Source organism: Marinovum sp. PR37 (genome assembly GCF_028807375.1).
Classification (GTDB): Bacteria; Pseudomonadota; Alphaproteobacteria; order Rhodobacterales; family Rhodobacteraceae; genus Marinovum; species Marinovum algicola.
Map to the genome: position 1 here is coordinate 1 of NZ_JARAML010000013.1, position 25,198 is coordinate 25,198.

Sequence of the window (25,198 nt, forward strand, 5' to 3'; positions counted from 1 at the left end):
ATCGTAGCTTATGTCAGTGTCCGAATTTCGGGGGGTAGCTCACCTTTCATGGTGCGGCTCTCAGCCAACACCTCGCGCGCCGGTTGGACGTCCTCCGCAAATGCGGTCGCCCGGACCGGAAATCGCTCGCCCCACTGTCGCGCGGGGCCCAAGTCGACATGCATGAACCCCGAACGCGGATAGAAGCCGAAGCCGAGGAAGCCGACTTCTTTTGCCGCCGCTTCGAACGCCACCGGATCATGGTTGGACATCGCGATGTCGAAGGCCGCGCCGTTCATATGCTTGGACCGGGTGGCACCGCCAACAGCACGGTTGTGCTCCGGACTACGATAGGCGGAGCGGACGATCAGCGGCTTGCCCAGACGGTCGCGCAGCGCCTGAAGCTTGTCGAGCGCGGGCTCGTTGATCAGCAGCTTGCCTGTGCCGCGGCAGGCGATTTCGGCGGGCGAGAAGTTGGTCCAGCGCCAGGCTTTATCCGGCACGTCGCGCCAATGGTCGTAAAAGGTCGTGGTCATGGTGTCCTCCGGAAACGAAGAAACCCGCCACAAGGGCGGGTCACGGTGGGTTGATGTATTGGGAGCGTGAGCGGCTATGGACCGCCGCCGAAGATTTTCAGCTTGATCGCGATGCCCGCCAGCAGCGCCAACATGACGCCAGTGGTGATCATGCGGACGGCCGTCTGCATCGCGGTGCGGCGCACCAGCCGGACGCAGTCGAGCAATGATCGCAGATCCCGTATATCGAGCGCCGCTTCTTCACCGTCGAGGCCAACATCGGCGAGCGCGCGCTTGGCGCCTTTCTCGGCAGCGCGTGCCAGCATCGCCTCGAACTCGGCGTCGGGCATGCGCACGAAACCCTGATCGGATCGGGGTGGTGTCATGGGGTAATCCTCTCTCCGATCAGCCGATCTTGCAGCCCCAAAGGGACGTGTGATCGGCCGCGAAATACCCATCCTGCGCGCGGAAATAACCCTGGAGCTCAACGGTATCGCCCGCAGTCAGCGGCACCATCGTCTGCAGCCACAGCGCCGTTGCCTCCGAGACATGCGCGGCACTGATCTCGCCATAAGACCCTCGGATTTCAGACGCGCCGTTCAGCACGAGACGACCGCGCATCCGCGCCGAGGTGCTGGAGTTGACCTTGTAAAGGAGCGTCGCGCCGAAGAGGTAGGTGCCGTCCACGGGGGCTGTAAACAGGTTGGTCCCGGCATCGAACCCGCCCTGATCGTTGGTGTCGGTGTTGTTCAGACCGATCTTTGTCCAGGTCCCGACGCCGACATAGTTGTCGTAGTTGGTGTACGCCTTGAAGCGCGGCAATTGCGGCTGATCGACGATGCCTGTGGCGTTGTCGACGCTGAGCCCGTCGAAGAAGGTGCTGCCGTCGGCGGAGACCGCAAGCCGGAACCTGTCGGAGCCGAACAGCCCGACCAGCGCCTTTGTCACGAAGCCTGTCTGCAGCGTCAGCCCGAGATCGTCGCCTGCGGCCTCCTTGTTCATGGTGTAGAACAGATCTCCGGTGCCGCCCTCGGCGACGGTCTTCGCCGTCCAGAGCGCAGCGTTGAGCTTGGCCGAGAACGGGTTCGCCCCATCCGCGGTGGTCCCGAGCCCCAGCAGGGCGAGGTTCTGCAGCGTCGTGGGCGTGGTGCCGACCCAGCCCGCGCCGTCGTAGACCAGCAGCAGGCCTTCGTCCTCGACCCACGCCCGCCAGCCGGAGCGCGGTGGCAGGCGCAGCCATGCCCCATCCGTGAACAGCGCCACGTTCAGGTCCCAGCCCACCCAGTCGCCCGTCGCGCCTGATGCGACGATGTAACGGTCGCCATCGGCGGGGCTGCCAGGCGGAGCGGTCAGGTCGCGGTCGAGTACGGAGAGCTGGATCAGCCCGTCGAGCAGCCGCAGCGCCTCGTTGTGGGTGACATGTTTCTGGGCCTGCGCCGCCAGGATGTACGGGAGCAGCAGATGCGAAGTGGTGTCGGACATGGGGCCCTCAGAATGTGAGCGTGACGGTTTTCGGCGCGCCCCGCCCCACGAGGGCGGAGAGCTGGAAGATGCGGATGTCGAGCGTGTCGCCGGGGCCGAGAGGTGCGCCCCAGTCGGCGGTCTGTTCGACGGAGCTGTAGACAGCGCTTGTGGTGGCCGTGCTCAACACCCGCTTCACCGTGCTGCCATCGAGGATCTCGACCTCGTAGGCTTCGACCTCCTCGATCAGCTGCACCTCCACCGCGCCCCAGTTGTCGGCTGCGAGGGCCCGGGACCGCCGCGTCCAGCGGATGGTCAGATCGCCGGGCGTGCGCGGCCTGCGCCACGGCTGCTCGACATGGGCGACCGAAAACGGCCTCAGACCCACGCCAACCGCTGTGAAGCTCTTCGCCACATAGGTCTCGTCGCTGACAGACCGGCTTGCCGGGCCGATGCGCCAGTTCCACGGGATACTGAGGTCGGCCTCGGCGATCGGCAGCGCCGCCAGCGCGGTGTCCAGCACCACCACACGCGCGCCCGCAGCCGCCGGGTTGGCCATGGCGCCCTCGGTGCCGCGCTGCCCGCGCAGGAGCCGGGTCAGCCGGTACCGGCCGGGCGCGAGCAGCTCGGCCGCGCCAGCCTGCACGATCTCCCAGACACCCGGCGCGCTCTCGATGGCCAGCGCGTTGGCGCCGCCGAAAAGCGTCAGGTCGGTGACGCCTTCCAGCGTGCCGGTGAGCAGATCGACGACCAGCGCATTGCCGAGATCGAAGCGCGAGGTGGGCCCCGCGTAGAAGTCGGAGACCAGCGCCCCGACCCGAGCCCGCGTTCCGAAGGTGGTCAGCAACTCGAACCCGTCCGTCGAGGGGCTGCGGAACACCGCCATCTCGCCGGGCCAGGGTACGGCATGCGCCGCTGCGAAGGGACGATGCGCGGGCTGGTCCTCGGTCAGCTGCGGCAGGTCCATCAGCACCGCATCCGGCGCGCCGAACACGACAGCCCGCGTCAATGACGCCGCGCGGGGATCGCCGGGCGGCAGATCGTAGATCGCCCGGTCCTGGCGCACGGCCTCGATGCCGCGCGCCTCGGCGTCGGCGATGGAGACGAGCCGCAGATCGACCAGCCGCCCGTCATGCTCCAGCCGGATCGCGTCGGCCGGATCGAGCGCGAGGCGCGAGGGCGGCAGGCGGAACGCGGCTGTTTCCCGCCCAGTCCAGGCTTCCATCAACGCGCGGCGGCAGCGCCGCTCGGCCTCCTCGGGCGGCACGGCCATCGGAAAGGACTCGGACGCGATGCGCGTGGTGTCGACGGTGATGCGCCGCGCCTCGACGAGGGCCGCGTCGTAATCCTCGTCGGCCCGCGCGACCTGCCATTTCAGGGCCTGCGGAAGTTCGGTTTCCTGGCCGCGCGTCAGCTCCAGCAGGTCGCCCTCGCGGGGGGCAACGAGATCGTCGGGGCTGACGGTGGCCACCGTGGCTCGGCCCCGCATGACGAAACGGATCACGCCCTCGGTCTCGACTGCGTCGAAGCCAAAGTGGCGCGACAGCGTGGTGATGGACGCACGCGGGGACTCGAGTGCGCCAATCGCATAGCCCTCCACCGCGCCCCAAAGGCCGGTGACGTCGATCCTGAACTCGGGCAGCCCGGCGCGCAGGCAGAGGTGCCGCACAAGCGCTGCCAACGACACCGCGCCGAGCCGTCCGGTCAGCCAGTGGCCCAGCCGCCAGTTTGCCCCGTCCGTCCAGACGTCGGTCAGCGCTGGGAAGAACGGATAGGGCCGCGCGTCCCAGGTCCAGGCGGCGCATTCCGGCACATGCACCATGCGGTCGCTGTAGACGGACGACACAGGGTTGTTCGCGGCCTCGCCCCACCAGAGATAGGTCGCCTCGAGATAGTCGCGCTGGATGGCGTCATCGCGCCAGCCCCGCGAGAAATGTGGTGTGAAGCTCTCCGAGGACTTCGGATCAAAGAAGACGTTCGGCTGGTTCGTGCCCCGGTCGACGGCCGGGCAGCCAAGTTCGGTGAACCAAATCGGCTTCGACTGCGGCACCCATGCGGTTGGCACCCCGCTCTCGATCCCTCCGGGCCGGTCGTAATGCGCGTTCGACCACCAATTCTGCAGATCCTTGTAGCGGAAGACCCATGGCTTGCCGGCCGCGCCATCGGTGATCGGCGTCCGGATCTGCGCCGACCGGTCGGCAGGTCTGGCATAGAACCAGTCGAAGCCTTCGCCGCCCGCAATGTTCCCCTGCAAGTAAGCCCGGTCGTAGATGGCGGGCCAGCCCTCGGCCGCGTCGGTATGCTCGAAGCCGTCCCGCCAGTCCGACAGCGGCATGTAGTTGTCGATCCCGATGAAATCGATCTCCGGATCGGCCCAGAGCGGATCGAGGTGGAAGAACACGTCACCCGAGCCGTCGCCCGGCTGGTGCCCGAAGTATTCCGACCAGTCAGCCGCATAGCCGATGTCCGTGCCGGACCCGAGGATCGAGCGCACATCCGCGAGCAGATCCCGATAGGCCTGCACCGCCGGATAGCTGCTGGCGCCCGATCGGATCGTCGTCAGCCCCGGCATCTCGGTGCCGATCAGAAAGGCATCGACCCCGCCTGCCGCCGCGCAGAGGTGAGCGTAGTGCAGCACCATGCGGCGGAGGCCCCAGTCGCCGGACGGCCCGGTCCATGAAACCGACTGACCCGAGACGCTGAAGTTCGCGGGCGTCGCCGCGCCGAACAGCGCAGAAACCTGCGTTGCGGCCGTGGCGGTCTTGTCCACCGTGCCGGCATAGCCCGCAGCCGGCGAACAGGTGATCCGGCCTCGCCAAGGGAACGCGGGCTGGCCGGTCTCGGCGGTGTTGTCGGAATACGGGTTCGACAGCGTGTTGCCGGGCGGCACGTCCATCAGGATGAACGGATAAAAGGTGACGCGCAGCCCACGCGCCTTCATTTCCTGGATCGCCTGCACCACGGCGAAATCGGCGGGCGTGCCGCCATAGACCGGGCGGTCCTCATCGTCGCGGCTGACCAAGAAGGCATTGGCGCGGCTGGTCCCATTCACGGACCAGGCCGACGGCGTGGTGGTCTTGGCGGTGACCTCGACACCCGGCCGCACCTTGCAATTGCCTGCCCGCAGATCGTCGCCGAACCAGGCGACGACGAGGCTGACGCTCTCGACCGCAGGCGCCATCGCCTGCAGCCGGTCCAGTGCTACCACCATGTCGGCGGTGTCAGTCAGCGCGTTCAGGTTCTCGGGCTCGGACGACCCGCCGCTGCCCTTCCGGATGCCCTGCGTGGCATAGGCGAACTCACCTGAGGCCGGGATCATGGTCACGGCCTGCGTAAGACCTTCTGCCGTGTCCGGATCGGCAAGCGGGTGGAACACCTCGAAACTCAGCTGCGGGATGCGGTTGCCATAGTTGCCGAGCGGCAGGTCCTCGAAAACGACATAAGCGGTGCCGCGATAGGCTGGCGTGTTCGCGACGCCCATCTTTGCGGAAATAAACGGATCGGCCATCTGGCTCTCGTTTCCCGGATACCAGCGCCATGTGGTCCCGGCGGTATCCAGCAGCTTGCCGTCGGCCCAGATGCGCCCGATGCCGGTGATTGGACCCTCGCAGAGCGCGACCGCGAAGCTCGCATAGTAGAAATACTCGGTCGTCTTGACCTTGCCGCCACCCCCACCGCCCTTGCCGCCACCTTGCGTGGTGGTCTTGGTTTCCTCGCGGAAATCCGTCGCCCAGATGATGTTGCCGCCGATCCGCATACGGCCATAGAGGCGCGGGATCACTGCCCCTTCGGTGGCCGAGGTGATGCGCAGATTGTCCATCCGCGCGCCTTCGATCCGCTGTGTCGGCGCAAGTGATGAGATGATCCAGCTGTCGACGACCGAACCGATGGTCGAGCCGATGAAGCCACCGATGGTGGCGGCGCTGACGCCAAGGATTGCGCCGCCAATGCTGCCGCCAATGGCAGCGCCAGCGGCACCGAGAACGAGGGTGGCCATGTGGGGGTCTCAGCGTTGCGGGAACAGGAAGGCGAAGGCGATGCGCCGCCGCCAGGACGGGGTGAGCAGTTCCTCGACCACGCCGAGACGCTCGTAAGCGTGGAGGAAACTGTCGGGGCCGGTGAGGATCCCGACATGCTTGGCGATGGCGCGGGGCGTCATCCGGAAGAGAATCAGCGCACCGGGACCCGCTTCTGATGGTGCGATTTCTGGCATCATGCGCCGAGCGCCCTCGACCAGCACTTCGCGCGGGCCGGTCTCGCCCCAGTCGCGGCTGTAGGGCGGGATCGGGAACGGCTCTGGCCCGACGACTTCGCGCCAGACGCCGCGCGCCAATCCAAGGCAGTCGCAGCCGACACCCCGAAGGCTGGCCTGGTCGTGGTATGGCGTGCCGAGCCATGACCGCGCGATGGCGATGACGCATGCGGGATCAGCGGAGGTCAAAGCACGGACCCCTCGTGCCCGCCGTCCTTCGTCGCATAGCGCAGCACCGCATCCTGACCCGGGATATGCGGGAAGCCTCGGAAGTTCGCGGTATTGGCGAACTTGGCGCTGCAGGTCTTGATGCAATTGTCGCAGCCTGCGCGAATGGTGAAAGCATCACCACCCGCAATAGATCGCACTGGTGCTTCGAGCAGCGTCAGCACTGCAATACTGTCAGTCAGGTCATGCGCGATGATCTCTGCCTGCCGCCCCACATTTGCGCCGCTGGTCCATTCGACGGTGCCAAAGGTGAACCAGCCAGATGTGAAACTGCCAAGCCCCGAGGCGGTGAAAGCCCGATCACGCAGAAGATCGATGACAGCGCCAGTGCCCTTGAAGGCGGGATCCTCGAGATCGACGCCGCAGCGGGCATCGCCGAGTGCCGCATCGCAGGTCGCTTGGAAGGTGCGCCCTACGGTCTGGCCCAGCACATGCGCGAGTGAGCGGACCTCGGCGACGAAGGCCAGCCGCCCGCGCCGCATCTGGCCGATGGCCCCGCGCCGCATCAGCACGCGCTGGCCCGTGTCCGCCCAATTCACCCGCCAGACCTCGACCTCGGCGTTGTCCCAACGGCCGTCGAGGATGTCGGTCTCGGTGATGCGTTCCGAGGTCAGCACGCCCTCGGCGTCCTGCGCGTCGACCGACAGGTCCGAGCCCGAGCGGACCTCTGATGCCGTCAGCCCGCTCTCGGGCTCGAACTCCGTGCCGTCGAAGCTGAGCGTCCGGTCGTGGTCGGTGAAGCCGAAGGTGACGCCGTCGGCACGCGCGATCCGCCAGCACCAGGCGAGCGTCGTGGTGCCCTCGTCGAGATGGGCCTGCAGGGCGGGATCGAGGGTCTTCATCGCCGGATCTCCAGCAGCGGGATGGAGGTGATCGAGCCCAGCCGCTCAAGATCGAGTGTCACGTCGAGCACGTCGGAGTCGAAGCGGACCGGCACGTCGAACTCGAAGCCTGCGGTGATCGCGACGCCAGCGCCCGGCGCAGCGCTGAAGGTGACGATGCCGGTGGCGGTGTCGACCGACCAGTCGGAGGGCTGCTCGACGCTTGCCAGCGCCATGCGTACGCTGCCCAACACCGGCTTGGCGATGCCGCGCGTCCAGGATTGCGCGCCGGAGGTGTAGTGCTTCATCAGCTGGAAGGCGGTCGTCGTTCCGTCGCCGGTGCCGATTGGCTGATCCAGCGGCGAAGGCGTGCCCGAGGGCAGGCAGGACTTGTGGTCGCCCCAATCCTTGAAACGGAAGCCATGCAGCCGCCCGTTCCGTGCTTCAAAGAAGGCCACGACCGCCGCAAGATCATCAGCGCGGCGGATGCCGTAGGCGACATCGTAGCGTCGGCGAGAGTTGGCCCAGCTGGCGTTGCGCTCCTCGTCGCCCGAGGCGAGCTCGACGATCTGGGTGCGCCGCTCCGGCCCGCCCCGCGCGCCCCGGCTGATGTTGTCGGGAAACCGGACCTCGTGAAACGCCATCACATACCCCTCCGCCCGAGCGAGACCGCACGGGCGATGTCGGCGGCGACCTGCGTGCGCGACTGCCGGAAGCTTTCAGCGTCGCGGGCCATGATGGTGACATTGACCCCACCGCCGCCGTAGCTCTGTGCTTCACGCCGCGACAGCACGCGCTCGCCGCGTTGCAAGATGGCCGGGACTTCATCGTGGCGCAGCCCCGCCACACCGCCGGAATGCATCCGGGGTGCGGCCGCGAAGGCCATGGCCGGAGCCATCCGGCCTGATGCGGAGGCACCTACCATGCCGCCTGCATGCAGGATGTTCGCGAAGATGCCGCCCGCACCGCCTAGCGCACCGGAGAGCGCGTTGGCGATCGGCCCGAGAACGAACCGCCGCGCCGCCAACTTGGCGAGATCGGCCAGCAGCGAGGTGACGAGATCGCGGAAATCCAGCTTGCCGGTTTTCACGAACTCGCCGACGGCATTTTCGGCCGACTGAAACGCGCTGACGAGGCTCTGTCCGATATCACCGCCGATCTCGCTGGCTTTCGTGGCATAGTCGGATAGCGCCGCCGTGACCGCCTGCCAGCCGGAAACTGCGGCGTCGGTGTCTGGTACGGCGACAGCGGCAGCAGCCCCGGTCGCTGCGCCCGCACCCGTGGCCGCCTGTCCGGCATCGCCAAGCGCCGTCTCCAGCCGCTCGGCCGCGCCTGTGGCCTCGGTCAGCGCGTCTGCACTACCCTCATTGCTGCCCCGCACCGCATCGCGCAATGCCTGCGAACTGGCGAGTGGAGCACGCGCGCCCTCGGCGAGGTCGCGTGCGGCCCCACGATAGGTGTTGGCTGTTGCAAGTGCGGTGTTGGCCACCTCGGTGAGTCCGAAGTCGGGTGCGGAAAGCGGGTTGTTCTCGAAAACCCGGTCAAAAGCAGTCTGTGCAGCCGTGGTCGCGGCCGTCGCGGCACCCTCAAAACGGTTCTCGATCTGGCCCAGTTCGAGATCGGGGATGATCGAGATGCGCCGCTCGGAGCCGAGTGCTTCAAGGCCCTGGTTGATCCCGCCGATGAATGTATTGATGCGCGAAACGACGCCATTCAGCATCGCCTCGACGCCGTCGATCAGGCTGTTGGCCGCCTGAAACGCCAGGTCGCCAATGGCGGCTGGCAGCATTCCCCAGATCGCCTTGATCGCCTCATAGGCCCCCTCGAAGGTGTTCGCCGCCGTATTGCCAAAGGCCACGACGCTCTCGATGGCGCTCTGCATGCCGGAGGCGGCATCGGCCTTCAGATCGAAGAACATCGCCGTGGTCGCAGCGCCCGCCGCCGCAGCCCCCATCTTGATCCGATCCCAGACTTCGACGGCAAGGTCCTTTAGGAGCGACATTGCCTCGCCAAAGCCGCCAGCTCCCGACACAAGCCGGGTGAACTGGTAGACGAGTTCGCCAGCGCCGACGATCAGCGCCCCGATACCGGTCCGGATCAGCGCGCCGCGCAAAACGACGAGCGCGGTTGCAAAGCCACGGACCGAAAGCGCTGCGACAGCCATCCCGGCGACCCAACGCCCCGCAAGAAAGGCCACAAACGTGGCGGCATAGGTGGTCAGACGGCCGATGTTGTCGAACAGCCCACGGATCGCGATGCCGAGTGGCCCGGTGCGGCTGGCCACGGCCGCCATCGCGTTCGCGACCGCTTCCAGCGCTGGTGCTGCGGCGACAGCCAGTTGGTTCGACAGGCCACGCCAGATGAGACCGAGTCGAGAGATCGCATCGTTCGTCCGCTCGATCCGGTCGGCATCCTGTTCCGAGACCACGACCCCGAAGGCGCGCACGTCCTCGGTCGCCTGGCGCAGCGTCGCGGTGTCGATCCGGCTCATCGCGATGGAGCCTTCCTCGCCGAAGAGCTGGCCCGCGACCGCCGCGCGCTCGGCGGCAGGCACGAAGTCCTCAATGGCGGCGTTGATCGCGCCAACCCGCTGGTCCAGCGGCAGAGCGATCAGGTCATTGGCGGCAAGGCCCAGCCGGTCGAGTGCGTCGGCAGCCGGACCGGCTCCGGCGGCCGCCTGGCTGAGACGGCGCGTCAGGTCCTTGGTGGCCTGCTCGATCCCGGACATCGAAACGCCCGCCAACTCGCCCGCACGCTCGAGCGTCTGGATCGAGGCGACCGTGGTGCCGAGCGACTGCGCCAACTTCGCCTGCGCATCTACCGTCTGCAGACCGGACCGCACCATGGCGACGCCTGCGGCCGTTGCGGCAGCGACTGCAGCTGCAGCCGCAACGCGCACTCGGCGCGCGAAACCGGCAAGCCGCGTGTTGGCCGCTTCCATTTCCCGACTGAGCCGCCCGAACCCTCGCGCCCCGGCCTCACCGACACCTTCCAGTTCGGCGCGCACCTGTCGGCCGCCAACCGCGGCGAGGCGGACGGACACACGCTTTTCAGCCATCGGGACGTTCCATCTGTTCGTTGAGTTTGGCCACCATCACCGCTTCGATGACCGGCAGCAGTTCAGCCATGGCGAGCGGCGGCACGCCGAGGGCGTTACCGAGCGCCAGTGCCGCCGACATGTCCCAGCCGACGACGGCGCCGGGCAGGACACGGAGCTGACCGCCGAGACGTCCGACAAGGTCCCATACCTGCCAACCCTCATGCGTAAGGGGCCGGTTCAGCCTTGCCGGGCAGTCCGGGCAGGCTTGCGCACAGGCTTGGCAGTATTGCTCGCCCCCGCCGAAGGACCATTCGGCGAGAGCGCGGAGGCGTTTTTTTCCTGTTCCAGCAGCAAGCCTTTGGAGACGTAGGTCAGCTGGAAGGCCTCGAAGATCGGCCAGATATCGAGAAGCGCGTCGACGGCCTCGGGACTGGGGTCGATGGGATTGCCATCTGCGTCGCCGATGCCCTCCCAAGTGAGAACTGCCCGCCGCGCCAGCGCCTTGGCGAAGGCAACAGCGCGTTCCTCGTCGGAAGCATCCTCAGGAACCGCCTCGACGGCCGGATCGCTGCGCGTTGCAACCATCAGCGCCGTGGTCAGCGGGCGCAGCTGCACACGCACGCCGGGCGCAAGGTCATGCCAGCGCGGTGCATTGGTCAGGTCGAGCGTTAGCATCAATATACCTCAATGTCGTTGATCAGGGTTGCGGTGCACATCCGGCCGACCGTGCTGTCGCGCGCGGCCTGCCAGTCAAAGGTCGCCTGCACGCCCTGCGGTCCGGAAATCTCGATCCGGGGCCGTGGCAGGTAGACGGCGTGCACGGTGAATGTGAAGCTTTCGCCGGAGGGCAGCAAATAGGCGAACTCGAGCTCGCAGGGATCGCCATTGATCGCCTGTGTCACCAGCGTCTGATCAGCGAAGCGCACCTCGATGGAACCAGTCAGCGCGGCGATGGAGGGGTCTGCACCGTCGATGCGGCCGTCCGAGCGAATGGTTTCGATACGGTCGAGGTTGTTGGCGAAGGTGATGTCGGCTGAAACCACATTGCCGAGGGCGGAGCCGTTCCGCGTGATCGCCCCGTTGAAATGGCCGAAGCGCTTCAACTCGAGCGCAGCTGGCGTCCCCGCGCTGGTCGTCGTGCCCACGGTCTCGCCCTGCGCCACCAGCCGCGCCGTCGCGGTCAGCAGCCCTGATCGCTGCATCTGCCAGTTGATCTGGTCAAGCACACATCCGGAATACATCGCGTAGCGCGGCACCTCCGGCATGCCCGTCTCGATGGACATGCTGGGCAGCGTCCAGGACCCCGACTGAAACTCGTGCGTCCAGGGGCCGGTGCCGGTCGTGGTTGGGTCACCAAAAGTCGCCTTCAGCCAGAACCCGAAGGCCTCAGCGTCAAGCGGCACCACAACATCACCATCTGCTGTCACTGCATCCTTGATCGGGGCCAGCGGATCGCGGCCATAGCCCAACAACTCCGAGTTCAGCAGTGGCTGCTCTGCCCCCAGCGACGTGCTGGCGAAGGGCATCTTCGTGAAACCGCCCACGGGCGGCGTTCCATAAGTCGTCTCGAACGCAAGCGCCATCTGCGCCCGCGCCCCTTGGGCTCGTGCCATTGTGTTCTCCTCGGGTTGTCGGGATCAGGCCAGCGGGTCGGCCGTTGAATAATGCAGCACCACCGGGATCACGGCAGCCTTAAGGCTCGCCGCACCCTCGACCGGCAGATCGACGGGGCGTGGCGCTTCGGCCTCGCCCCAGTCGCAGAGGCCGCCCAACGTGCGGTCCGCTGCAATTGTTGCTCCAATACTAGCGGTCAGCGTATCGAAGGCTGCGTCACGGTCGATGCCCTGCACGACCGCTTCGATCTCGGCCCGGTGCTGGTAGTGGTAGCGCAGTGGCGACAGTGTCACCTCGGGCTCTCCCGGCTCGCCATCGCGCAGGATCAGCAGGCCATCGGTCGGAACGCGCTCGGGAAGCACTTCACCGCGCAGGGCGGTGGCGGGTAGCGTTGAGAGCCGCGCGTGCAGCGCGGTGAGGATGGTTTCTCGGGAGGTGGGCATCGTAAATGAAGCTTTGCTGTTTCTTCCGATCCGGACCGGTTAGTCTGGCTGGTTAAGTCGTGACCACGCGCACCATTCAATGCCAACCGAGGGCGAGACCGAAAGATATGTCGAACAAGCGGACACTATATGAAGAGTTCATCGATCGGATCGACGCGAGCATTGCGTCAGATCATTTCTTTGAGGCCTCGTGGTATGTATATGCGGCCCTTGAGGATCGCCTGATTTCTATGCTTCAACAGTCTGGCGGGTCTACATTCGCGAGCGGGAAGCCAATAAAGATGCTTGGTCCGAAAATTGGCGAATTGGATAAACGCCAGAGTGGTGATCCACTCTTAGCCGCAAATTTTCCTAAAACTGAAGTCGAGGCATGGGGGAAGCGCAGAAATGATCTCATGCATGCCATGGCGGATGGCTCTTTAACGATCGAGCAGATTGATGCTGACGCGAAGTCCTTGGCGATTGATGGGCGGGATCTACTCCGCAACGTGGCTGCGGCCGCTATGCGTCTGAAAAAGCATCGAAACAAGGTCGCGCCTAGCCCATAGGGTCAAGTCCGCCCGTCCACCCAGTTCGCCACGATCAGCCCCGGCACGGCGTCATGCGCCAGCGTCGCATCCCGCGCGAGATCCAGTCGCTTCGGCAACTTAACCTGCGGGACCAGCAGGAAGATCGGCACGGTGACCCTTCCGCGCCCGGTCTTCGAGCGCGACACCACCGCCTGGCCCTTTGTGTTGAGCCGACTCTCCGCCACCAGCAGGCTCGGGCCTGTCCGGCGATAAACGAAGCGAAGGCGCAGACCACGCCGCCGTTCCCATTCACCGGGGGTGATCCGGCCGCCACGGGAGGACTTACCGGCGGCGGGCAATGGGATCGCCAGCCAGAACCCGTCTTTCGAGCGGATCAACGGGCCGGTGTCGTGTGCGCCGACGATGACCGGGGCCTTGGACCAGACCAGCGCGGCGGCATCCAGGCTTTCGCCCGACCTCGGGAAGTTCTGGTTGCGGATCGAGTTGGCAAGCCTTCGTCCAAGCCCCGCCCCGGAAATCTGCGCGCGCCAGGCGGTCTTGAGCCCGCTCCCGGCCTCGCGCATTGCTGCGGTCACAGCGCGTTCGCCCGCAGAAACTTCCGCTGCCATCATGGCGACGATGTCGGGATTGATGTCGAGCTTCAGTTTCACGCAGGCCTCAGGGCCACGGTCCAGACCAGCCGCTCGCGATCCCGCGCCGGCTCACCCTGAATGAGGAAGGCGTCGCCGTCCATTTCCAGGCGGTCGCCCGGGCGCGGCGCCGGAACCTCCGTGACGCGCAGGTCAATCCGGGTCGTTTCCGACCAAAGCCGCGCGTCGCCGAAGTCGGTTATCGCATCGGCCTGCCGGGAAACGACGCGCACCAGCACGGGCGCGCCGCCGTCGGAGGTGTAGACCGCCTCTCGCCCGATATTGGGATCCACGAACAACGCATCCAGAATGGCGGCAAACGCCGTCATCAGAAGCTCGCGTTCAGGCGCACACGGCCGATCAGGTCGCCCGCGCCGCCCGCAACAGCCTCAACGGCTACGCCGATCAGCGTATTCGCCGTAGCAGTCTTCGTGGCTTCCTTGTTGGTGTTGTCCCAATAGACATTGTCACCGGCGGACCAAGCCTGGGATGCGACCTTGTTCAGATCAAAGACGCCGACGAGTGCTGCCTCGACGGTCTCGGCATTGGCGGCATCCCCGGCGGCCACGCCGAAGATGGAGCCGACGAGCAGGCCGTCGCCAGATGTGACCGCATAGGGCGCGGTCAGGGTGATGGTGTTGCCGGGCTGGACGTAGTTTTTCATGGCGAGGATCCTTTCAGAAATGAGAAAGGGCGGCCTGGTGGCCGCCCTTCGGAAAGTTGTGCGTTCTTGCTTAGGGTCAGGTCGAAGGTGTCTGCAGCACCAATTCCTCCAGCAGTCCAAGGAAAGCTGGGTCGTATTCCTCATCGACATGATTATTGTTCCAAAGCCCGGATCGACGCACCCGATCCCGACCGCTGAATTTGCCCAGCCAACGGGAACTTGGTTGATCCGGCGTCGCTTCGCGGTAGTTGCTGAGTAATGCGATGGAATTCCGCTCAATGATGCCGCGGGCGCTTTCCGGACCAGAAGCGTCCGGCACCGAAACGAACAACAGCGTCATTGCTCCGATGTATTGGCTGACCAAAGCCTCGTGTTGACGCTCGCCGGCCCTGATTTCGCGGGTTGCGGAGGACTTCCTCCCCCAGCTCTCAATTTGCAGTGCAGGATCTCGGGTCATCAAGGCTTCCCCAGACAAAAGCCGGAATATCGAGCCCCGATGATTGCCGCCGCGAGGATTGGTCGTGCCCCTGTGCTGGCTGATCCGTTTCCACAATGTGGTCCGGGATTTCGAGATCAAGGCATGAGTGCCAACCCGCACGACCCGGGAGGCCAGGGGAGCGCTATCTCGCGTCTCTCCCGGCTCGAAGAAGAAATAGACTCCGCGTTCCGGCCAGTTCATCCGACCATGACAGTCTCCCAGAAGCCGCCGCCCGCCGATCCGGCTCTCAAGCTCGGCCAGCACGCCATAGAAGGTGTCGAGATCAAAGCGTCTTTGCATTACTCATCCAGCTCAACTGCCGACCAATCGTCAGTCCCTGCATAGGCACTGAAACCTCTGGAAAGCACGCCCGTAGATACGGCATCAGGCACTCCCGGTAGCGGTTCCCCGCCAAAACCACGACTTCGTCAGCGTCCGGCAGTGTCGCATCCATCTGGTGCCGGACCTGCTTGGCCCACGCCCGCCTCTCAGCAGCAGACATTGTGTTCAGAGTCTTGTCATACGGCCCAACCATTGTTTCGGGGTCAAGCAGCCCGTGTTCTGCTGAAAGGATGAACCAAGGCGCACCGGCGGCCTCGACCAGTCGACGTGCCTTGATAAACCACGCCGACGTATAGAGATCAGCTGCTCGGTTCAGAGCAGGCTTCTTTCCAGCCACACACGATACAAGAATCACCTGTTTCAACTTCGCCAACCACACCATTGGTATTGTTGGCGAAGTCTATCGTTCATCTAATTCGCAATAAAGGTCGGGGCGTCGCTGCACGCCCGGTTATGCCCCCGGATTCTTGTAGAGGCCGCGCCAGTCGATGGCCTTGGCGCCGAAGTCGAGGCGACACTTGATCTCCACCCCGTCGACGTCGAACCCGTTGCGCGTCTCGATGTATGCGCCCTGTTGGCCCTCGAGATAGGCGTATTCGATTGTGTCGATCTGGTTCGGGCTGGCCGCCAGATACCAGGCGGTCTCGCTGGCGGCATCGAGCCGGGGCTCACTGATCGGCGCGAGCGTGCGGATCGATTGCGGCACCACGTTGGCGGTCGCGGCGGGGACAAGGTTCTGGGCGACCATCTGCTCGGCCTTCAGTTCCAGCGACGCGGGCACGATCAGGAACGCGGGACGGACGTTCAGGACCGTCTTCTTGTCGAGACCCGTCTGCTTGGCCATGGCCGCGCGGGCCGCGCCCACGGCATCGACCGCCAACGCTGCGCCGGTCCCCGCAAGGTTCTTGTGGCTGGTGTGGAACAGGGCGTTGCCGTCGGCCATCGCCGGGTTGGCGGTGATGATGCCCCAGACCACGTCCGATTCCAGCTGAGCGATGGAGTTGCCATACATCGCCGGGATCCGGGTGAAGGCGTCCAGATCGTCGTTGATCAGCGTCTGGCGGGTGATCGCGACGACCCGGCCATAGGTCTTGACCTTGTAGCTCTCCTTGCTCTCGCCGAGCGTGCCGCGTTTGAACTCACCGCTTTCGCCGACTTCCAGCAGCTGCGGCGCTTCGCCGAGCTGCACCCGGTGCATGGCCTTGAAGTCGGTGGCGAGCACCTGGCGGCAGAACAGCATGAAGGTGCGGGGATAGGCGTCGTAGGCCTGCCGCAGGGTCTTGTTGGTCACCGCCGACAGGATCTCGGGGAAGTCGGAGGTCGAATGCAGGGCTCGCGTTGCCACCTCGTCGCGCGACAGGCCGCGGGTATTGACCCCGGCATTGCCGAGGCTTTCGCGGGCCAGTTCCATGAGCGTCATGCCGCGATACTGGCGCGCGGCGTCCTCGAGTTGGAAGAGCGTCGGGCTGTATCGGTGCAGCAGCGCATTGGCCACGGCGTCGCGGCGGGTGATCGCCTCATCGCGCCCGCCCAGCGGAATCGACACTTGACTAAAGGTGCGAGTTTCCTCGGATTTTGCGGCAACCTGATCGAGGATCAGACGGCGCGCCTCACCGATATCCGTGCCGCGTTTGACCAGATCTTCGGCAAAGCTGCGCTCGAGGTTCAGCCGCCCGGCCAGATCGTAGATCGTGGACACGCGGTCGCGCTCGCCCTCGCGGGCACGGTTTGCGACGGCTTCGGTATCGGGTGCCGCCGCAGAGTCGGCCTTCTGCGGCTTCGGCTGCGCGCGGGTTTCGCTGGCGCCATCTTTTGGTTCGGCCACAGGCGTCTTGGGTTCAGTCATGGTGGTGTCCTCGGTCGCGAGAGTGTCGTTAGGCTGGTCTTTGGCCTCTGCGGCCGGGGCGTTGGATTTGTCCGTCATCGGGATGGCTCCTGTCTGGGTGGGTGAGACGTCCCGGCGATGGAGGACGCAGTCGTGAAGTGGGGATTGGGCGCGGAACCCTGCGGCAGGGTCCGCGCCAACGGGCACGGCGGAGACCTCGAAGGGCGTCCAGTCCACCGCGCGCCAAAGCTCGCGGGCAGCCTCGGGTTTCGACACCTCGAACCGATGGACCTGGTAACCGATGGAGACCGCACGGATGTGGCCCGCCTGGATATCGCGCCAGATTGGTTCGACATCTGCGCGCTCGCTGATCCGGACCTGCGCAACGCCGCGGCCGTTTTCGATGCGCGCCGAGCCCGGCACGACCGAGCCGATCACAGCATCGAGCGTGTCGACCTCGTGCACTTTCAGAAACGGCGCGCCGGAATTCAGCCGATCCAGCCGCACATGGGTCGGATCGAGGCTGAGCTCTTCGTCATAGGGCTCGCCAAACAGCGTCGACCGACAGACACGCGCGCCCGCCGACCAGATTACCTCGACGGTGCGGGCGTCGGTATCGGCTGAGTTCGGCGCAAGCTCCGCCGACCGGCGCAAGGCCGGTAGTTCGATCATCGTGTCCATGCTGGTCAGTCCTGTTGGTCGGAGTTGGGCTGCGCCACGCCCGTTTCGGGATCGTCAGCCGGATCGCTCCCCGGTTCATTGGCTGGGTCGTTGCCCATATCGCCGGTCTGCGCGCTGCCGGTCTTGGTGACGCGGCGCGGATCGCTGTCGAGCACCAGCCCAAGCGCATCGAGTTTGGCGTTTGTCGCGGCGATTTCGGCCAGCACGGCGTCCGGGTTGCGGCCCTGTTTCGCGATCACCTCGGCCAACGTCATGGTGCCCGAGCGGATCGACAGCAGGTTGGCCATCGCGTCCTTCTGCGGATCGACCGCCTCGAACTTCGGCGGCGACCATTCGACCGGTACATCCGGCGACGGGATCTGCCCCGCCGCCCACGCGGCCTCGGTGAACCAGCGCCAGACCGGCGCGCAAAACATCGGGATGAACAGCTGCCACTGCACGGCATCGATCTGGCGGCGGAACTCCACGAGCCCCGCCCGGATCGAGGAATAGTTGACCTGCGACAGGTCCCCGGTCAGCAACTCGTAGGGCACCCGGAACCCGGCCGAGATCGTGTGCAGGCTGGCCCGCTTGTATTCGCCATAGCCTCCGGTGGCGGACGGCTGGTTGAAGCGGATATCCTTGCCACCGCGCGCATAGGCGATCAGGCCCGGTTCGAACTGCTCCACCCGGTTGCCATCCGCGTCCACCACGGACGGCGCGATGCCCTGTTGCGCCTCGTCGTCGCCGAACACGATGGCGGTGACGCAGGCCTCGGTCTTCTTGCGGACCAATTCGGCCACTTCATAGTCGTCGAGGTCACGCAGGGACCGTATGACAGGCGCACCCCAGGGAACGCCCCGCGCCTGCGTGCGCTGCTTCTCATAAACATGGGCGATCTCACTTGCCGGGACCGGGCGGCTCTGCAACCCGTTCTGCAGCGCCCCATAGGCGTCGCCCGGATGCTCGGCATGCAGCCAATATGCCCGGCGCTTGCCGACCGGGTCGAACTCGATCCCTTGCACTAGACGTCCTGTGCCGAGCGCGCCCGATTTCGTCGCGTCGAGGAAGTCGGCCTCCAGCACCTGCAATTGCAGCGGGACGGGCAAGCCATCCGCTGCGCGGCGCAGACGTCGACGTACCAGCACCTCCCCGGCCTCGACCATCTCGCGGCAGATCAGCGTCTGCAGACCGTAGAAGTCGAGCTGGCCGTCGGCGTCGGCGGCATCTGACCACCGTGCAAACAGTGCATCGACCTTGCGGTCCAGCTTGTCGTTACCACTGGCCGCCCGGGGCATGATGCCCGCGCCGACAATGTTGTTCACCAGCACCGCAACGGCCTTTGCCGCATGCGGGTTGTTGCGGACCAGATCACGCATCCGGTCCCGGAGGAGTGCCCCGGCCACGCCAACCTCGGTGTCGGCGGACGTTCCAGGTGCGCGCCAGCCTTCGGTGCGCCGCCCCTTGGCAGCGCCATCATAGCCCCGCGTCATGGTTTCGAACGCCTGCCTGGCAAGAACGCGGCGCGCGGCTGTGCGCGGGGCTACCGAGGCAATCGCATGGTCAAACCAGTTGGCTGACATTACCGATCTCCGCGCGAAAAGCCCGCGAGACCAGCGACCGGCAATGGCCGGGTCGTGCCCGCGATGGCCCGCTCGATGGTCCGGATGCGCGCCAGCAGATCCTCAGCCGAGCCATAGTCGACGGATTTCCCATCATAGCTGACCCGGGTCGTGCCGCTGGCATAGGCCCGGCGCAGCGCCGAAAGCTCGGTTTCCGTCCAATCGGTCATCAAAACCATCCTCCACGCCGTCCAAGCCAGTCAGACCGCCGTTTCCCCTGCGACACCTGCGCCTGTCGATTAATCTGCCCCGCCGGATCCGCCGAGTTATCGGCGACCCCAAGCTGGTCCTCGAGATCGCGCCATTTTTCATCCGTCCAGCGGTCCGCGCCCGCGATCCAGGCGGCGGCGCGGGCATAGACCCGGCAATCCAGCGCCTCGTTCCGCTCGCGCAGCTTCTGCCATTCCAGCCGGGCGAAGCCACGTTTGGTACGCACCGTCACCAGCTGCTCGGCCACGAACTGCTTCAGCCATTCGTTTTCGACCCAATGCGGCAGATGCACCGTGCCGGGTGAGAATGCCGCGCCGTCGGCGCGTTCCTCGTCGGTTGGCCGTTCCAGTCGCAGGAAGCGATAGGTCTCGGCCTTGAAGGTCGACACCGCCACGGTCCAGAGGCGTGCGCCCCGGCGCAACCGCTTGCCGCGCTCGGTCACGTCCACATAAGTGGGCCCCGACACCGGGCTTGCCCGATTGAAACCTTCGACGCCTTTCACGGGGGCCACCTGCGCGAAGCCCTGCGCCCGCGACCAGGAATAGACCGCTGGGGTCTCGTAGCCGGTATCGATGGCAAACCGCGCGATCTTCAGATGCGCGCCGCGATCGTGCGGCCACGTCCGGTTCAACAACGCAGTCAGGTCTCCCCAAGCCTCATGCCGGTCCGGACCGCCCTCGATCACGATGTGATCGACGAGCCAGCTTTCCAGCCCTCGGCCCCAGGCCCAGACATCGACCTCAATCCTGTCCTTCTGGACGTCAGCCCCGGCGGTCAGGAACAGCCCGCCCGCAGGCACCATACCAGGTTTCCAGCGCTCGCGGCGGTCGTAGAGCCGTTGCCAGTCGGGGGCTTCTCCGGTCTCGACCCATGTCTCGCCGAGGATCGTGTTGCGGAACGCCTTGATCGCCTCGTCCGAGCCTTGTGCTGCGTCCCATGCCCGCACGATCCGCTCCCAACTCAGCCAGCCGATGGGCGAATAGAGCGCCGAGAGGTGATACCCGACCGTGATCGGATCTGCGGCGGTCGCGGTTGCTCGCCATTCGCCGCCCTCCAGCATCGCTGTCTTGTGGTGCTCTGCGATGGCCGTCTCACAGCCCTCGCAGTGATACTCCGCCGTCTTCGGGCGACCCTTCTGCCAGCGCAGCCGTTCGAACTTCAGCCATTGCATCGCTCCGCAATGCGGGCACGGCACGAAGAACCGCCGCTGATCGCTCGCCTCGAACTCCCGCTCAATCCGGCTCAGCCCCCGGATGGTGGGCGTCGAGACCAGGAACACCTTGCGCCGGTGGGCAAAAGTCAGTGACCGCGCCTCAGCCAGCGTTACCGGATCGCCTTCCTCATCCGCCGATGCCGGATAGGCATCGACCTCGTCCAGAAAGATGTATCGCGCCGGGGTGGACCGAAGCCCGACCGCCGAGTTCGCGCCCGTCATGATCAGAATGCCACCCGCGAACTCCTTGGACAGCATGGTGTTGCCCGCATCGCGCGAGCGCGCCGGTTTGACCCGCTCCCGCAGCTCCGGGCTTTCGTCGATCAGCGGGTCGATCCGCTGGCGCGAATTGCGCTTGGCCAGTTCCACCGTCGGCTGGACCGCGAGCATCGGGCCCGGTGCCTGGTGGATCGCAAACCCGATCCAATTGTTGCCCGCCTCGGTCGCGCCGACCTGCGCGGCCTTCATAAACACGATCCGCTGTGTCGGGTCGCCGGGCGAAAGCCGGTCCATGATCTCGCCCATATAGGGCGTGCGTGCGGTGCGATACCGGCCCGGTTCAGCCGATGCGCGACCCGACAGCATTCGGTGTCGATCTGCCCATTCCGACACGGTAAGGTCCGGATCAGGTGTGAGGCCAGCACCCCAGGCGCGCAGGATTTCTGCCGCACCGTCGAATTCAAAGGCTTCATCACCGGAGATCGGGTTTGACCTCGGCAAGATCGTCGAGCTGGGCACGGACATGTTTCTCCAGAACCTTCTGCATCGCGGCGGGCTCTACACCTAAATCGGCCGCCATCAACGCCGCCGCACGCGCGGGCCAGTTCACCCAGACATCTCGCTCCTGCCGCGCCAGCCGAAAGACCAGCGACAGCGCGCGGGCGCGGTCGATCAACTCGCCTTTGAGCTTCTGCAGCCGGAGACGGCGTTCCTGCGCCTTCAGCACTTCATTGGCCGTCTTGGCCTGTAGAAACGTGGTGCCACTGCCGACGGGAGGTGCGGCCATTCCCTGTTCGCGCAACGTTTCGCCCACGGCAGAGACCGCCGTATCTGGGACGGGCTTGAGCTTCGGCTTCGGTGCCTTGCGGGTTTTCGACGGGTCGGTTGCCTGCGCGCGAAGAGCATCGCTGGCCACCGCGTCGATGCTGCCGTCAGCGTGCAACACCACGCGTCCCGTCGCCTTGGCCTTCTGGATTGCCCCACGTGAAAGACCGACACGGGCGGCGTATTGGCGCTCGCTCAGACCCTCCATTGCGCGCTCCGATTATCATTCAAAATCATGCGCTTATGTAGTTGATAAGCCTCCGCACCAGAGCGAACCTGATCCTACAGAAACGATGCAACTCACCACGGAGCCGCCACGATGACCCGCCTGAATCCCCAGACAACGCCCCGCCATCAACTGCACGCCGAGAAGGCTGCGCGGAACAAAGAAGCAGCCTTGAACGCCTTTATCGGCAAGAAAGCCGAGATCGACGACATGCTCGCCCGCTTGGCAAGCCTCAGCGACGACCATTTCAGCGCCCACCCCGACGAGATCAACTGGGGCCATGTCGGCACCCTTGAGCATTACGCCAGCCTCCTGAAGCGCATCACCGACAGCGCCTTTGGCGAAGGCGAGCACGCGGAGTAAGCACCATGGAAACCAGCACCATCCGCATTGCCATTCGCAAGCTCCCCGATCATTTCGACCCCAGCCGCATCACCACAGTCCTCGACGAAATCGAAAGCGCCCTGATGGACGACGGCGGCGTCTATGTCCGCGCCTTCGCCGACAGTATGACGATCACCATCGAGGTGCCGACCAATCAGCTGATTGATGCGGCCGCCTGCCTGAAGGACCTCGCCTTGATCTGACCTTGGGCCCCCCCAACTCCGGCCGCGCCGTTGCGCGGCTTGGGGTCGTAGAAGACCGCGACGGTCGCGGTCCGAACACGGAGACGACCCCATGACCAAGCTTTCCAACACCCAGACAATCATCCTGTCCCGCGCGGCCCAAAACGAGGACCGCATTGCCTTGCCGCTGCCCGACAGCCTGCGCGGCGGGGCCGCCTCCAAGGTGGTCAGCGCTTTGCTCGCCAAGGGTTTCCTTGAAGAGGTCGAGGCCGACATGCGCAAAGGCGAGCCCGTCTGGCGCGAAACCGGCGACGGTCACGGCGTCACGTTGATCGCCACCGAAGCAGGCCTTACCGCCATCGGCATTGAGGCCAAGAGCGCGGAGCCCAAACCGACCGAGGATGCAGGACCCAAGACGCGCACCCCACGCGAGGGCACCAAGCAGGCCACCCTGATCGCGATGCTGCGCGAGCCCGAGGGCGCGACCATCGAGGAGATCATGGCCGCAACCGGATGGCAGTCGCATACAGTGCGCGGCGCGATGTCGGGCGCGCTCAAGAAAAAGCTCGGGCTCGAGGTGACCTCCGAGAAGGTCGAGGATCGGGGGCGCGTTTACAAACTCCCTGCAGCCTGACGCAAGCGACCCCGAGAAGTTCATGACCGCCGTCCCACCGGGGCGGCGGTTGATCATTCCCGGTAAAAAACCAAATCGAGACGAAGTGCCTCGTTCGGACTTTGGCGCCATTAGAGATTGGATCGAGGCATCGAACAAACTCCGTCCGCACTGAGGCATAGGGAAGAAGTACACGCCCGAGCGGTGGCATCCGTTTCGGCTCTTCCGAGGCATTTCTGCTGCGGCTCGATGGACAATAGCCTCTTTCCCGCAGAAAGTGCGGTGTCATGGATATGACCGAGAAAACAGACAAACAAATTCAGAATCTGATCGAGAACCATCGCCGCGCCGGGAAGCTCGACGCCCCGCTGGCCGTAGCGGCTATTGAAGAACAAGGTCGACGTAACAAAGTGTTCAACTTCAAGGCCGGCATCGAATTCTTGTTGCAAGCGGCGCACGACAAGCATCCGGTTAACTATCGGCAGTTGGCCGAAGCTGGCGGTGTGCTGAAGCCGGGCGACGTTTGGCACCAACACATGGCCCGGAAGATCCCGCTGTCCCAAATCGTCGACTATGCCCACACCCACGACCTGCCTGCTATCACTGCGTTGATCGAAACAACACAGGGGGTGACAGAGAGTATTCTTGCAGGGTTCCAAAAAGGGCTGGACGATACCGGAATTCGTGTGCCCTCGGGCATGTCTATAAGAGAGTTCTATTTCTCAGAACGGCAACGTACCTTCGACTGGGCGGACTCCCAAGAACCGCTCGGCTGACCCCTCAGTGTGTGTCCTCCCCGTCCGAATAGCAGACGGCGGCTACCGCATACGGATCGCCTCGAACACCCGCCGCAATGCGAAGGATCGGGCGATGCTCACCACGGTGAAGATCGCCCCCATTTTCAGGTTCTGCGCCAGCGTCGTGTGCAGCCCGAAGACGGGGAAGATCAGGATCTGCGTCACGACCGCGACGCCATAGCCGACCATTACGTTGGCGACGGCCTCGACCAGCGACATGAGGCGCGACTGCTTCATCCTGCCGCCTCATCCATCGGCCAGCAATTGAGCTGCGAGAGTTCGCAGCGCATGCGCCGCAACCAAGGGGACCACGCCGTTGCCGCAGAGGCGAAGCCGGTCCACCCGGTGGGCCAGCCCATCAGTGCCTCGACGAACAGCGGGTTCAAGGTCCGACGCGGCTCGGAGGTATCGCTCCCAGCCGTCGGCGTCACCAGGACCTGGCGGCCAAGCAGGCCGTTCACCGGCGTGTTCGCCAATGTGGTCGCCCCGTCCTTGTGATCGCGCGCCGTCGGCGTCATCCACATGGCAGCGGTGTGGGTCAGATCGGCCGTCTTGCGATTGCCCGCGCTCGGCTTGTTTCCGTCGGTCGCCATCGGCGTCGGCCAGTCCCGTGCCATGCCATCCAGACCCTTCTCGTGCTTCCGGTCGCCGCCCCGGCTCCGAAAGCTGTCCGTCTGCGGGGTTGGCCACATCGCGGCCGAGGTCGCCAGGTTCATCCCGTGCTTGCCCGCTTCCTGCGAGGGCGTCGGCTTGGTCTGCCGGTTTTCGTTGGCGCTGGCGCGTGGCGTTGGCCAGAGCCGCAGCATCTCCGTCCGGTTCCCACCGCTCGAGCGGGTCCCGGAGCAGGCACGCGGGGTCGGCCAGTTCGCAGTCCGCTCGGTGCGCGAGGATGAAGAGCCGCTCGCGTTTGTGGGGCGCACCGACTTCCGCCGCCGTGAAGAGGCCTGCCGCAAGGCGGTAGCCCATGCCGACCAGTCCTCCGGCGACTTCGGGGAATCCGAGGCGGAGATGATGGGCGACGTTTTCGAGGAAGATGAACGGCGGCTCGACCTCTCCGATGATCCGCGCGACATGCGGCCAGAGGTGGCGCGGGTCATCCGCGCCCCGGCGTTTGCCCGCGACGGAGAACGGCTGGCACGGATAGCCCGCAGTGACGATGTCCACCGCGCCGCGCCACGGGCGGCCGTCGAAGGTTCCAACGTCGTCCCAGACAGGCGCGCAATCCAAGGCCGCCTCTTCCATCCGTGCCACGAGAATGGCCGCGGCGTAGGTTTCCCGTTCGACATGGCCCACAGTTCGATATCCGGGCATGGCGATGGCGAGCCCGAGGTCGAGCCCGCCTGCGCCGGAGCAGAGCGAGAGGCCGAACAGGTCGCCGGCTCCGGAAGCACGTCCGGAGGAATGTAAAGCCAGGTCATGCATCGCC

At 65.5% G+C, this 25,198-nt stretch carries 28 protein-coding genes and 2 pseudogenes; 5 read left to right on the forward strand and 25 right to left on the reverse strand.

The features are described from left to right. Positions 1-14: 14 nt before the first annotated feature. The 12 genes and pseudogenes from PVW49_RS12180 to PVW49_RS12235 form a co-directional block, all read right to left on the reverse strand. A pseudogene (locus tag PVW49_RS12180) lies at positions 15-515 on the reverse strand (YcbK family protein); the annotation flags it as partial. A gap of 74 nt (positions 516-589) precedes the next feature. Next, positions 590-880, reverse strand: a complete 291-nt coding sequence (locus tag PVW49_RS12185; RefSeq protein ID WP_037207576.1) for a DUF6127 family protein — start codon at positions 878-880, stop codon at positions 590-592. Between the two features lie 19 nt (positions 881-899). Next, complete coding sequence (locus PVW49_RS12190) at positions 900-1,976, reverse strand: DUF2793 domain-containing protein (RefSeq protein ID WP_274590641.1); 1,077 nt, start codon at positions 1,974-1,976, stop codon at positions 900-902. A gap of 7 nt (positions 1,977-1,983) precedes the next feature. Further along, positions 1,984-5,952 (reverse strand): baseplate multidomain protein megatron, encoded by a 3,969-nt coding sequence (locus tag PVW49_RS12195; protein ID WP_274590642.1) that lies wholly within the window; start codon positions 5,950-5,952, stop codon positions 1,984-1,986. A 9-nt stretch (positions 5,953-5,961) separates the two neighbouring features. Next, the gene (locus PVW49_RS12200; protein ID WP_274590643.1) at positions 5,962-6,396 is read right to left on the reverse strand and encodes an NlpC/P60 family protein; all 435 of its coding nucleotides are present in this window, start codon (positions 6,394-6,396) and stop codon (positions 5,962-5,964) included. Beyond that, on the reverse strand, positions 6,393-7,277 hold the full coding sequence (locus PVW49_RS12205) for a DUF2163 domain-containing protein (RefSeq protein ID WP_274590644.1): 885 nt from the start codon (positions 7,275-7,277) through the stop codon (positions 6,393-6,395). The genes PVW49_RS12200 and PVW49_RS12205 overlap by 4 nt, the downstream gene beginning before the upstream one ends. Further along, positions 7,274-7,900: a DUF2460 domain-containing protein gene (locus PVW49_RS12210; protein ID WP_274590645.1), complete on the reverse strand. Its 627-nt coding sequence runs from the start codon at positions 7,898-7,900 to the stop codon at positions 7,274-7,276. The genes PVW49_RS12205 and PVW49_RS12210 overlap by 4 nt, the downstream gene beginning before the upstream one ends. Continuing rightward, entirely contained in the window at positions 7,900-10,314 is a 2,415-nt protein-coding gene (locus PVW49_RS12215; protein ID WP_274590646.1) for a phage tail tape measure C-terminal domain-containing protein, read from the reverse strand. The genes PVW49_RS12210 and PVW49_RS12215 overlap by 1 nt, the downstream gene beginning before the upstream one ends. Then, the gene (locus PVW49_RS12220; protein WP_274590647.1) at positions 10,307-10,435 is read right to left on the reverse strand and encodes a DUF7697 family protein; all 129 of its coding nucleotides are present in this window, start codon (positions 10,433-10,435) and stop codon (positions 10,307-10,309) included. Before PVW49_RS12220 ends, PVW49_RS12215 begins: the two co-directional genes overlap by 8 nt. 98 nt (positions 10,436-10,533) lie before the next feature. Further along, complete coding sequence (locus PVW49_RS12225) at positions 10,534-10,971, reverse strand: hypothetical protein (RefSeq protein WP_274590648.1); 438 nt, start codon at positions 10,969-10,971, stop codon at positions 10,534-10,536. After that, complete coding sequence (locus PVW49_RS12230; RefSeq protein ID WP_274590649.1) at positions 10,971-11,909, reverse strand: phage tail tube protein; 939 nt, start codon at positions 11,907-11,909, stop codon at positions 10,971-10,973. Before PVW49_RS12230 ends, PVW49_RS12225 begins: the two co-directional genes overlap by 1 nt. A 24-nt stretch (positions 11,910-11,933) precedes the next feature. Further along, positions 11,934-12,353: an acyl-CoA transferase gene (locus tag PVW49_RS12235; RefSeq protein WP_274590650.1), complete on the reverse strand. Its 420-nt coding sequence runs from the start codon at positions 12,351-12,353 to the stop codon at positions 11,934-11,936. 107 nt (positions 12,354-12,460) lie between these two features. Between PVW49_RS12235 and PVW49_RS12240 the strand changes: the two genes are divergently transcribed. Next, positions 12,461-12,901, forward strand: coding sequence for a hypothetical protein (locus PVW49_RS12240; protein ID WP_274590651.1), 441 nt, complete (start codon positions 12,461-12,463; stop codon positions 12,899-12,901). Between the two features lie 2 nt (positions 12,902-12,903). Here PVW49_RS12240 and PVW49_RS12245 read toward each other — a convergent pair whose 3' ends face one another. The 10 genes from PVW49_RS12245 to PVW49_RS12290 form a co-directional block, all read right to left on the reverse strand. Then, positions 12,904-13,533, reverse strand: coding sequence for a DUF6441 family protein (locus PVW49_RS12245; RefSeq protein ID WP_274590652.1), 630 nt, complete (start codon positions 13,531-13,533; stop codon positions 12,904-12,906). Beyond that, a complete protein-coding gene (locus tag PVW49_RS12250; RefSeq protein WP_274590653.1) occupies positions 13,530-13,841 on the reverse strand; it encodes a head-tail joining protein in 312 nt (103 codons plus the stop codon). The genes PVW49_RS12245 and PVW49_RS12250 overlap by 4 nt, the downstream gene beginning before the upstream one ends. Next, on the reverse strand, positions 13,841-14,176 hold the full coding sequence (locus PVW49_RS12255; RefSeq protein WP_274590654.1) for a DUF2190 family protein: 336 nt from the start codon (positions 14,174-14,176) through the stop codon (positions 13,841-13,843). The genes PVW49_RS12250 and PVW49_RS12255 overlap by 1 nt, the downstream gene beginning before the upstream one ends. 76 nt (positions 14,177-14,252) lie before the next feature. After that, complete coding sequence (locus PVW49_RS12260) at positions 14,253-14,954, reverse strand: hypothetical protein (protein ID WP_274590655.1); 702 nt, start codon at positions 14,952-14,954, stop codon at positions 14,253-14,255. Further along, positions 14,938-15,351 (reverse strand): DUF6884 domain-containing protein, encoded by a 414-nt coding sequence (locus PVW49_RS12265; protein WP_338020389.1) that lies wholly within the window; start codon positions 15,349-15,351, stop codon positions 14,938-14,940. Before PVW49_RS12265 ends, PVW49_RS12260 begins: the two co-directional genes overlap by 17 nt. A 96-nt stretch (positions 15,352-15,447) precedes the next feature. Further along, positions 15,448-17,502 (reverse strand): prohead protease/major capsid protein fusion protein, encoded by a 2,055-nt coding sequence (locus PVW49_RS12270; protein ID WP_274590657.1) that lies wholly within the window; start codon positions 17,500-17,502, stop codon positions 15,448-15,450. A 5-nt stretch (positions 17,503-17,507) separates the two neighbouring features. Next, complete coding sequence (locus PVW49_RS12275) at positions 17,508-19,064, reverse strand: phage portal protein (protein WP_274590658.1); 1,557 nt, start codon at positions 19,062-19,064, stop codon at positions 17,508-17,510. Then, entirely contained in the window at positions 19,064-19,273 is a 210-nt protein-coding gene (locus PVW49_RS12280; protein ID WP_028030714.1) for a phage head-tail joining protein, read from the reverse strand. The genes PVW49_RS12275 and PVW49_RS12280 overlap by 1 nt, the downstream gene beginning before the upstream one ends. Then, positions 19,273-21,270 carry a phage terminase large subunit family protein gene (locus PVW49_RS12285; RefSeq protein WP_274590659.1) on the reverse strand — a complete coding sequence of 666 codons (1,998 nt, stop codon included), beginning with the start codon at positions 21,268-21,270 and terminating at the stop codon, positions 19,273-19,275. Before PVW49_RS12285 ends, PVW49_RS12280 begins: the two co-directional genes overlap by 1 nt. Beyond that, positions 21,218-21,778, reverse strand: a complete 561-nt coding sequence (locus PVW49_RS12290) for a hypothetical protein (protein WP_274590660.1) — start codon at positions 21,776-21,778, stop codon at positions 21,218-21,220. Before PVW49_RS12290 ends, PVW49_RS12285 begins: the two co-directional genes overlap by 53 nt. Before the next feature lie 111 nt (positions 21,779-21,889). On the opposite strand from PVW49_RS12290, the gene PVW49_RS12295 reads away from it, so the two are divergent. The 4 genes from PVW49_RS12295 (at position 21,890) to PVW49_RS12310 (ending at position 23,751) form a co-directional block, all read left to right on the forward strand. Then, positions 21,890-22,159: a hypothetical protein gene (locus PVW49_RS12295; RefSeq protein WP_274590661.1), complete on the forward strand. Its 270-nt coding sequence runs from the start codon at positions 21,890-21,892 to the stop codon at positions 22,157-22,159. Positions 22,160-22,164: 5 nt separating this feature from the next. Continuing rightward, positions 22,165-22,383, forward strand: coding sequence for a hypothetical protein (locus PVW49_RS12300; RefSeq protein WP_274590662.1), 219 nt, complete (start codon positions 22,165-22,167; stop codon positions 22,381-22,383). A 91-nt stretch (positions 22,384-22,474) separates the two neighbouring features. Then, complete coding sequence (locus PVW49_RS12305; RefSeq protein ID WP_274590663.1) at positions 22,475-22,996, forward strand: DUF3489 domain-containing protein; 522 nt, start codon at positions 22,475-22,477, stop codon at positions 22,994-22,996. Between the two features lie 266 nt (positions 22,997-23,262). Beyond that, positions 23,263-23,751, forward strand: coding sequence for a hypothetical protein (locus PVW49_RS12310; RefSeq protein WP_274590664.1), 489 nt, complete (start codon positions 23,263-23,265; stop codon positions 23,749-23,751). Positions 23,752-23,793: 42 nt separating this feature from the next. On the opposite strand, the gene PVW49_RS12315 is transcribed toward PVW49_RS12310, so the two are convergent. The 3 genes and pseudogenes from PVW49_RS12315 to PVW49_RS12325 form a co-directional block, all read right to left on the reverse strand. Continuing rightward, complete coding sequence (locus tag PVW49_RS12315; RefSeq protein ID WP_274590665.1) at positions 23,794-24,009, reverse strand: DUF7220 family protein; 216 nt, start codon at positions 24,007-24,009, stop codon at positions 23,794-23,796. Continuing rightward, positions 24,006-24,578: a hypothetical protein gene (locus PVW49_RS12320; protein WP_274590719.1), complete on the reverse strand. Its 573-nt coding sequence runs from the start codon at positions 24,576-24,578 to the stop codon at positions 24,006-24,008. The genes PVW49_RS12315 and PVW49_RS12320 overlap by 4 nt, the downstream gene beginning before the upstream one ends. Positions 24,579-24,690: 112 nt before the next feature. Beyond that, positions 24,691-25,194, reverse strand: a pseudogene (locus PVW49_RS12325) (DNA cytosine methyltransferase); the annotation flags it as partial. Positions 25,195-25,198: the final 4 nt, after the last annotated feature.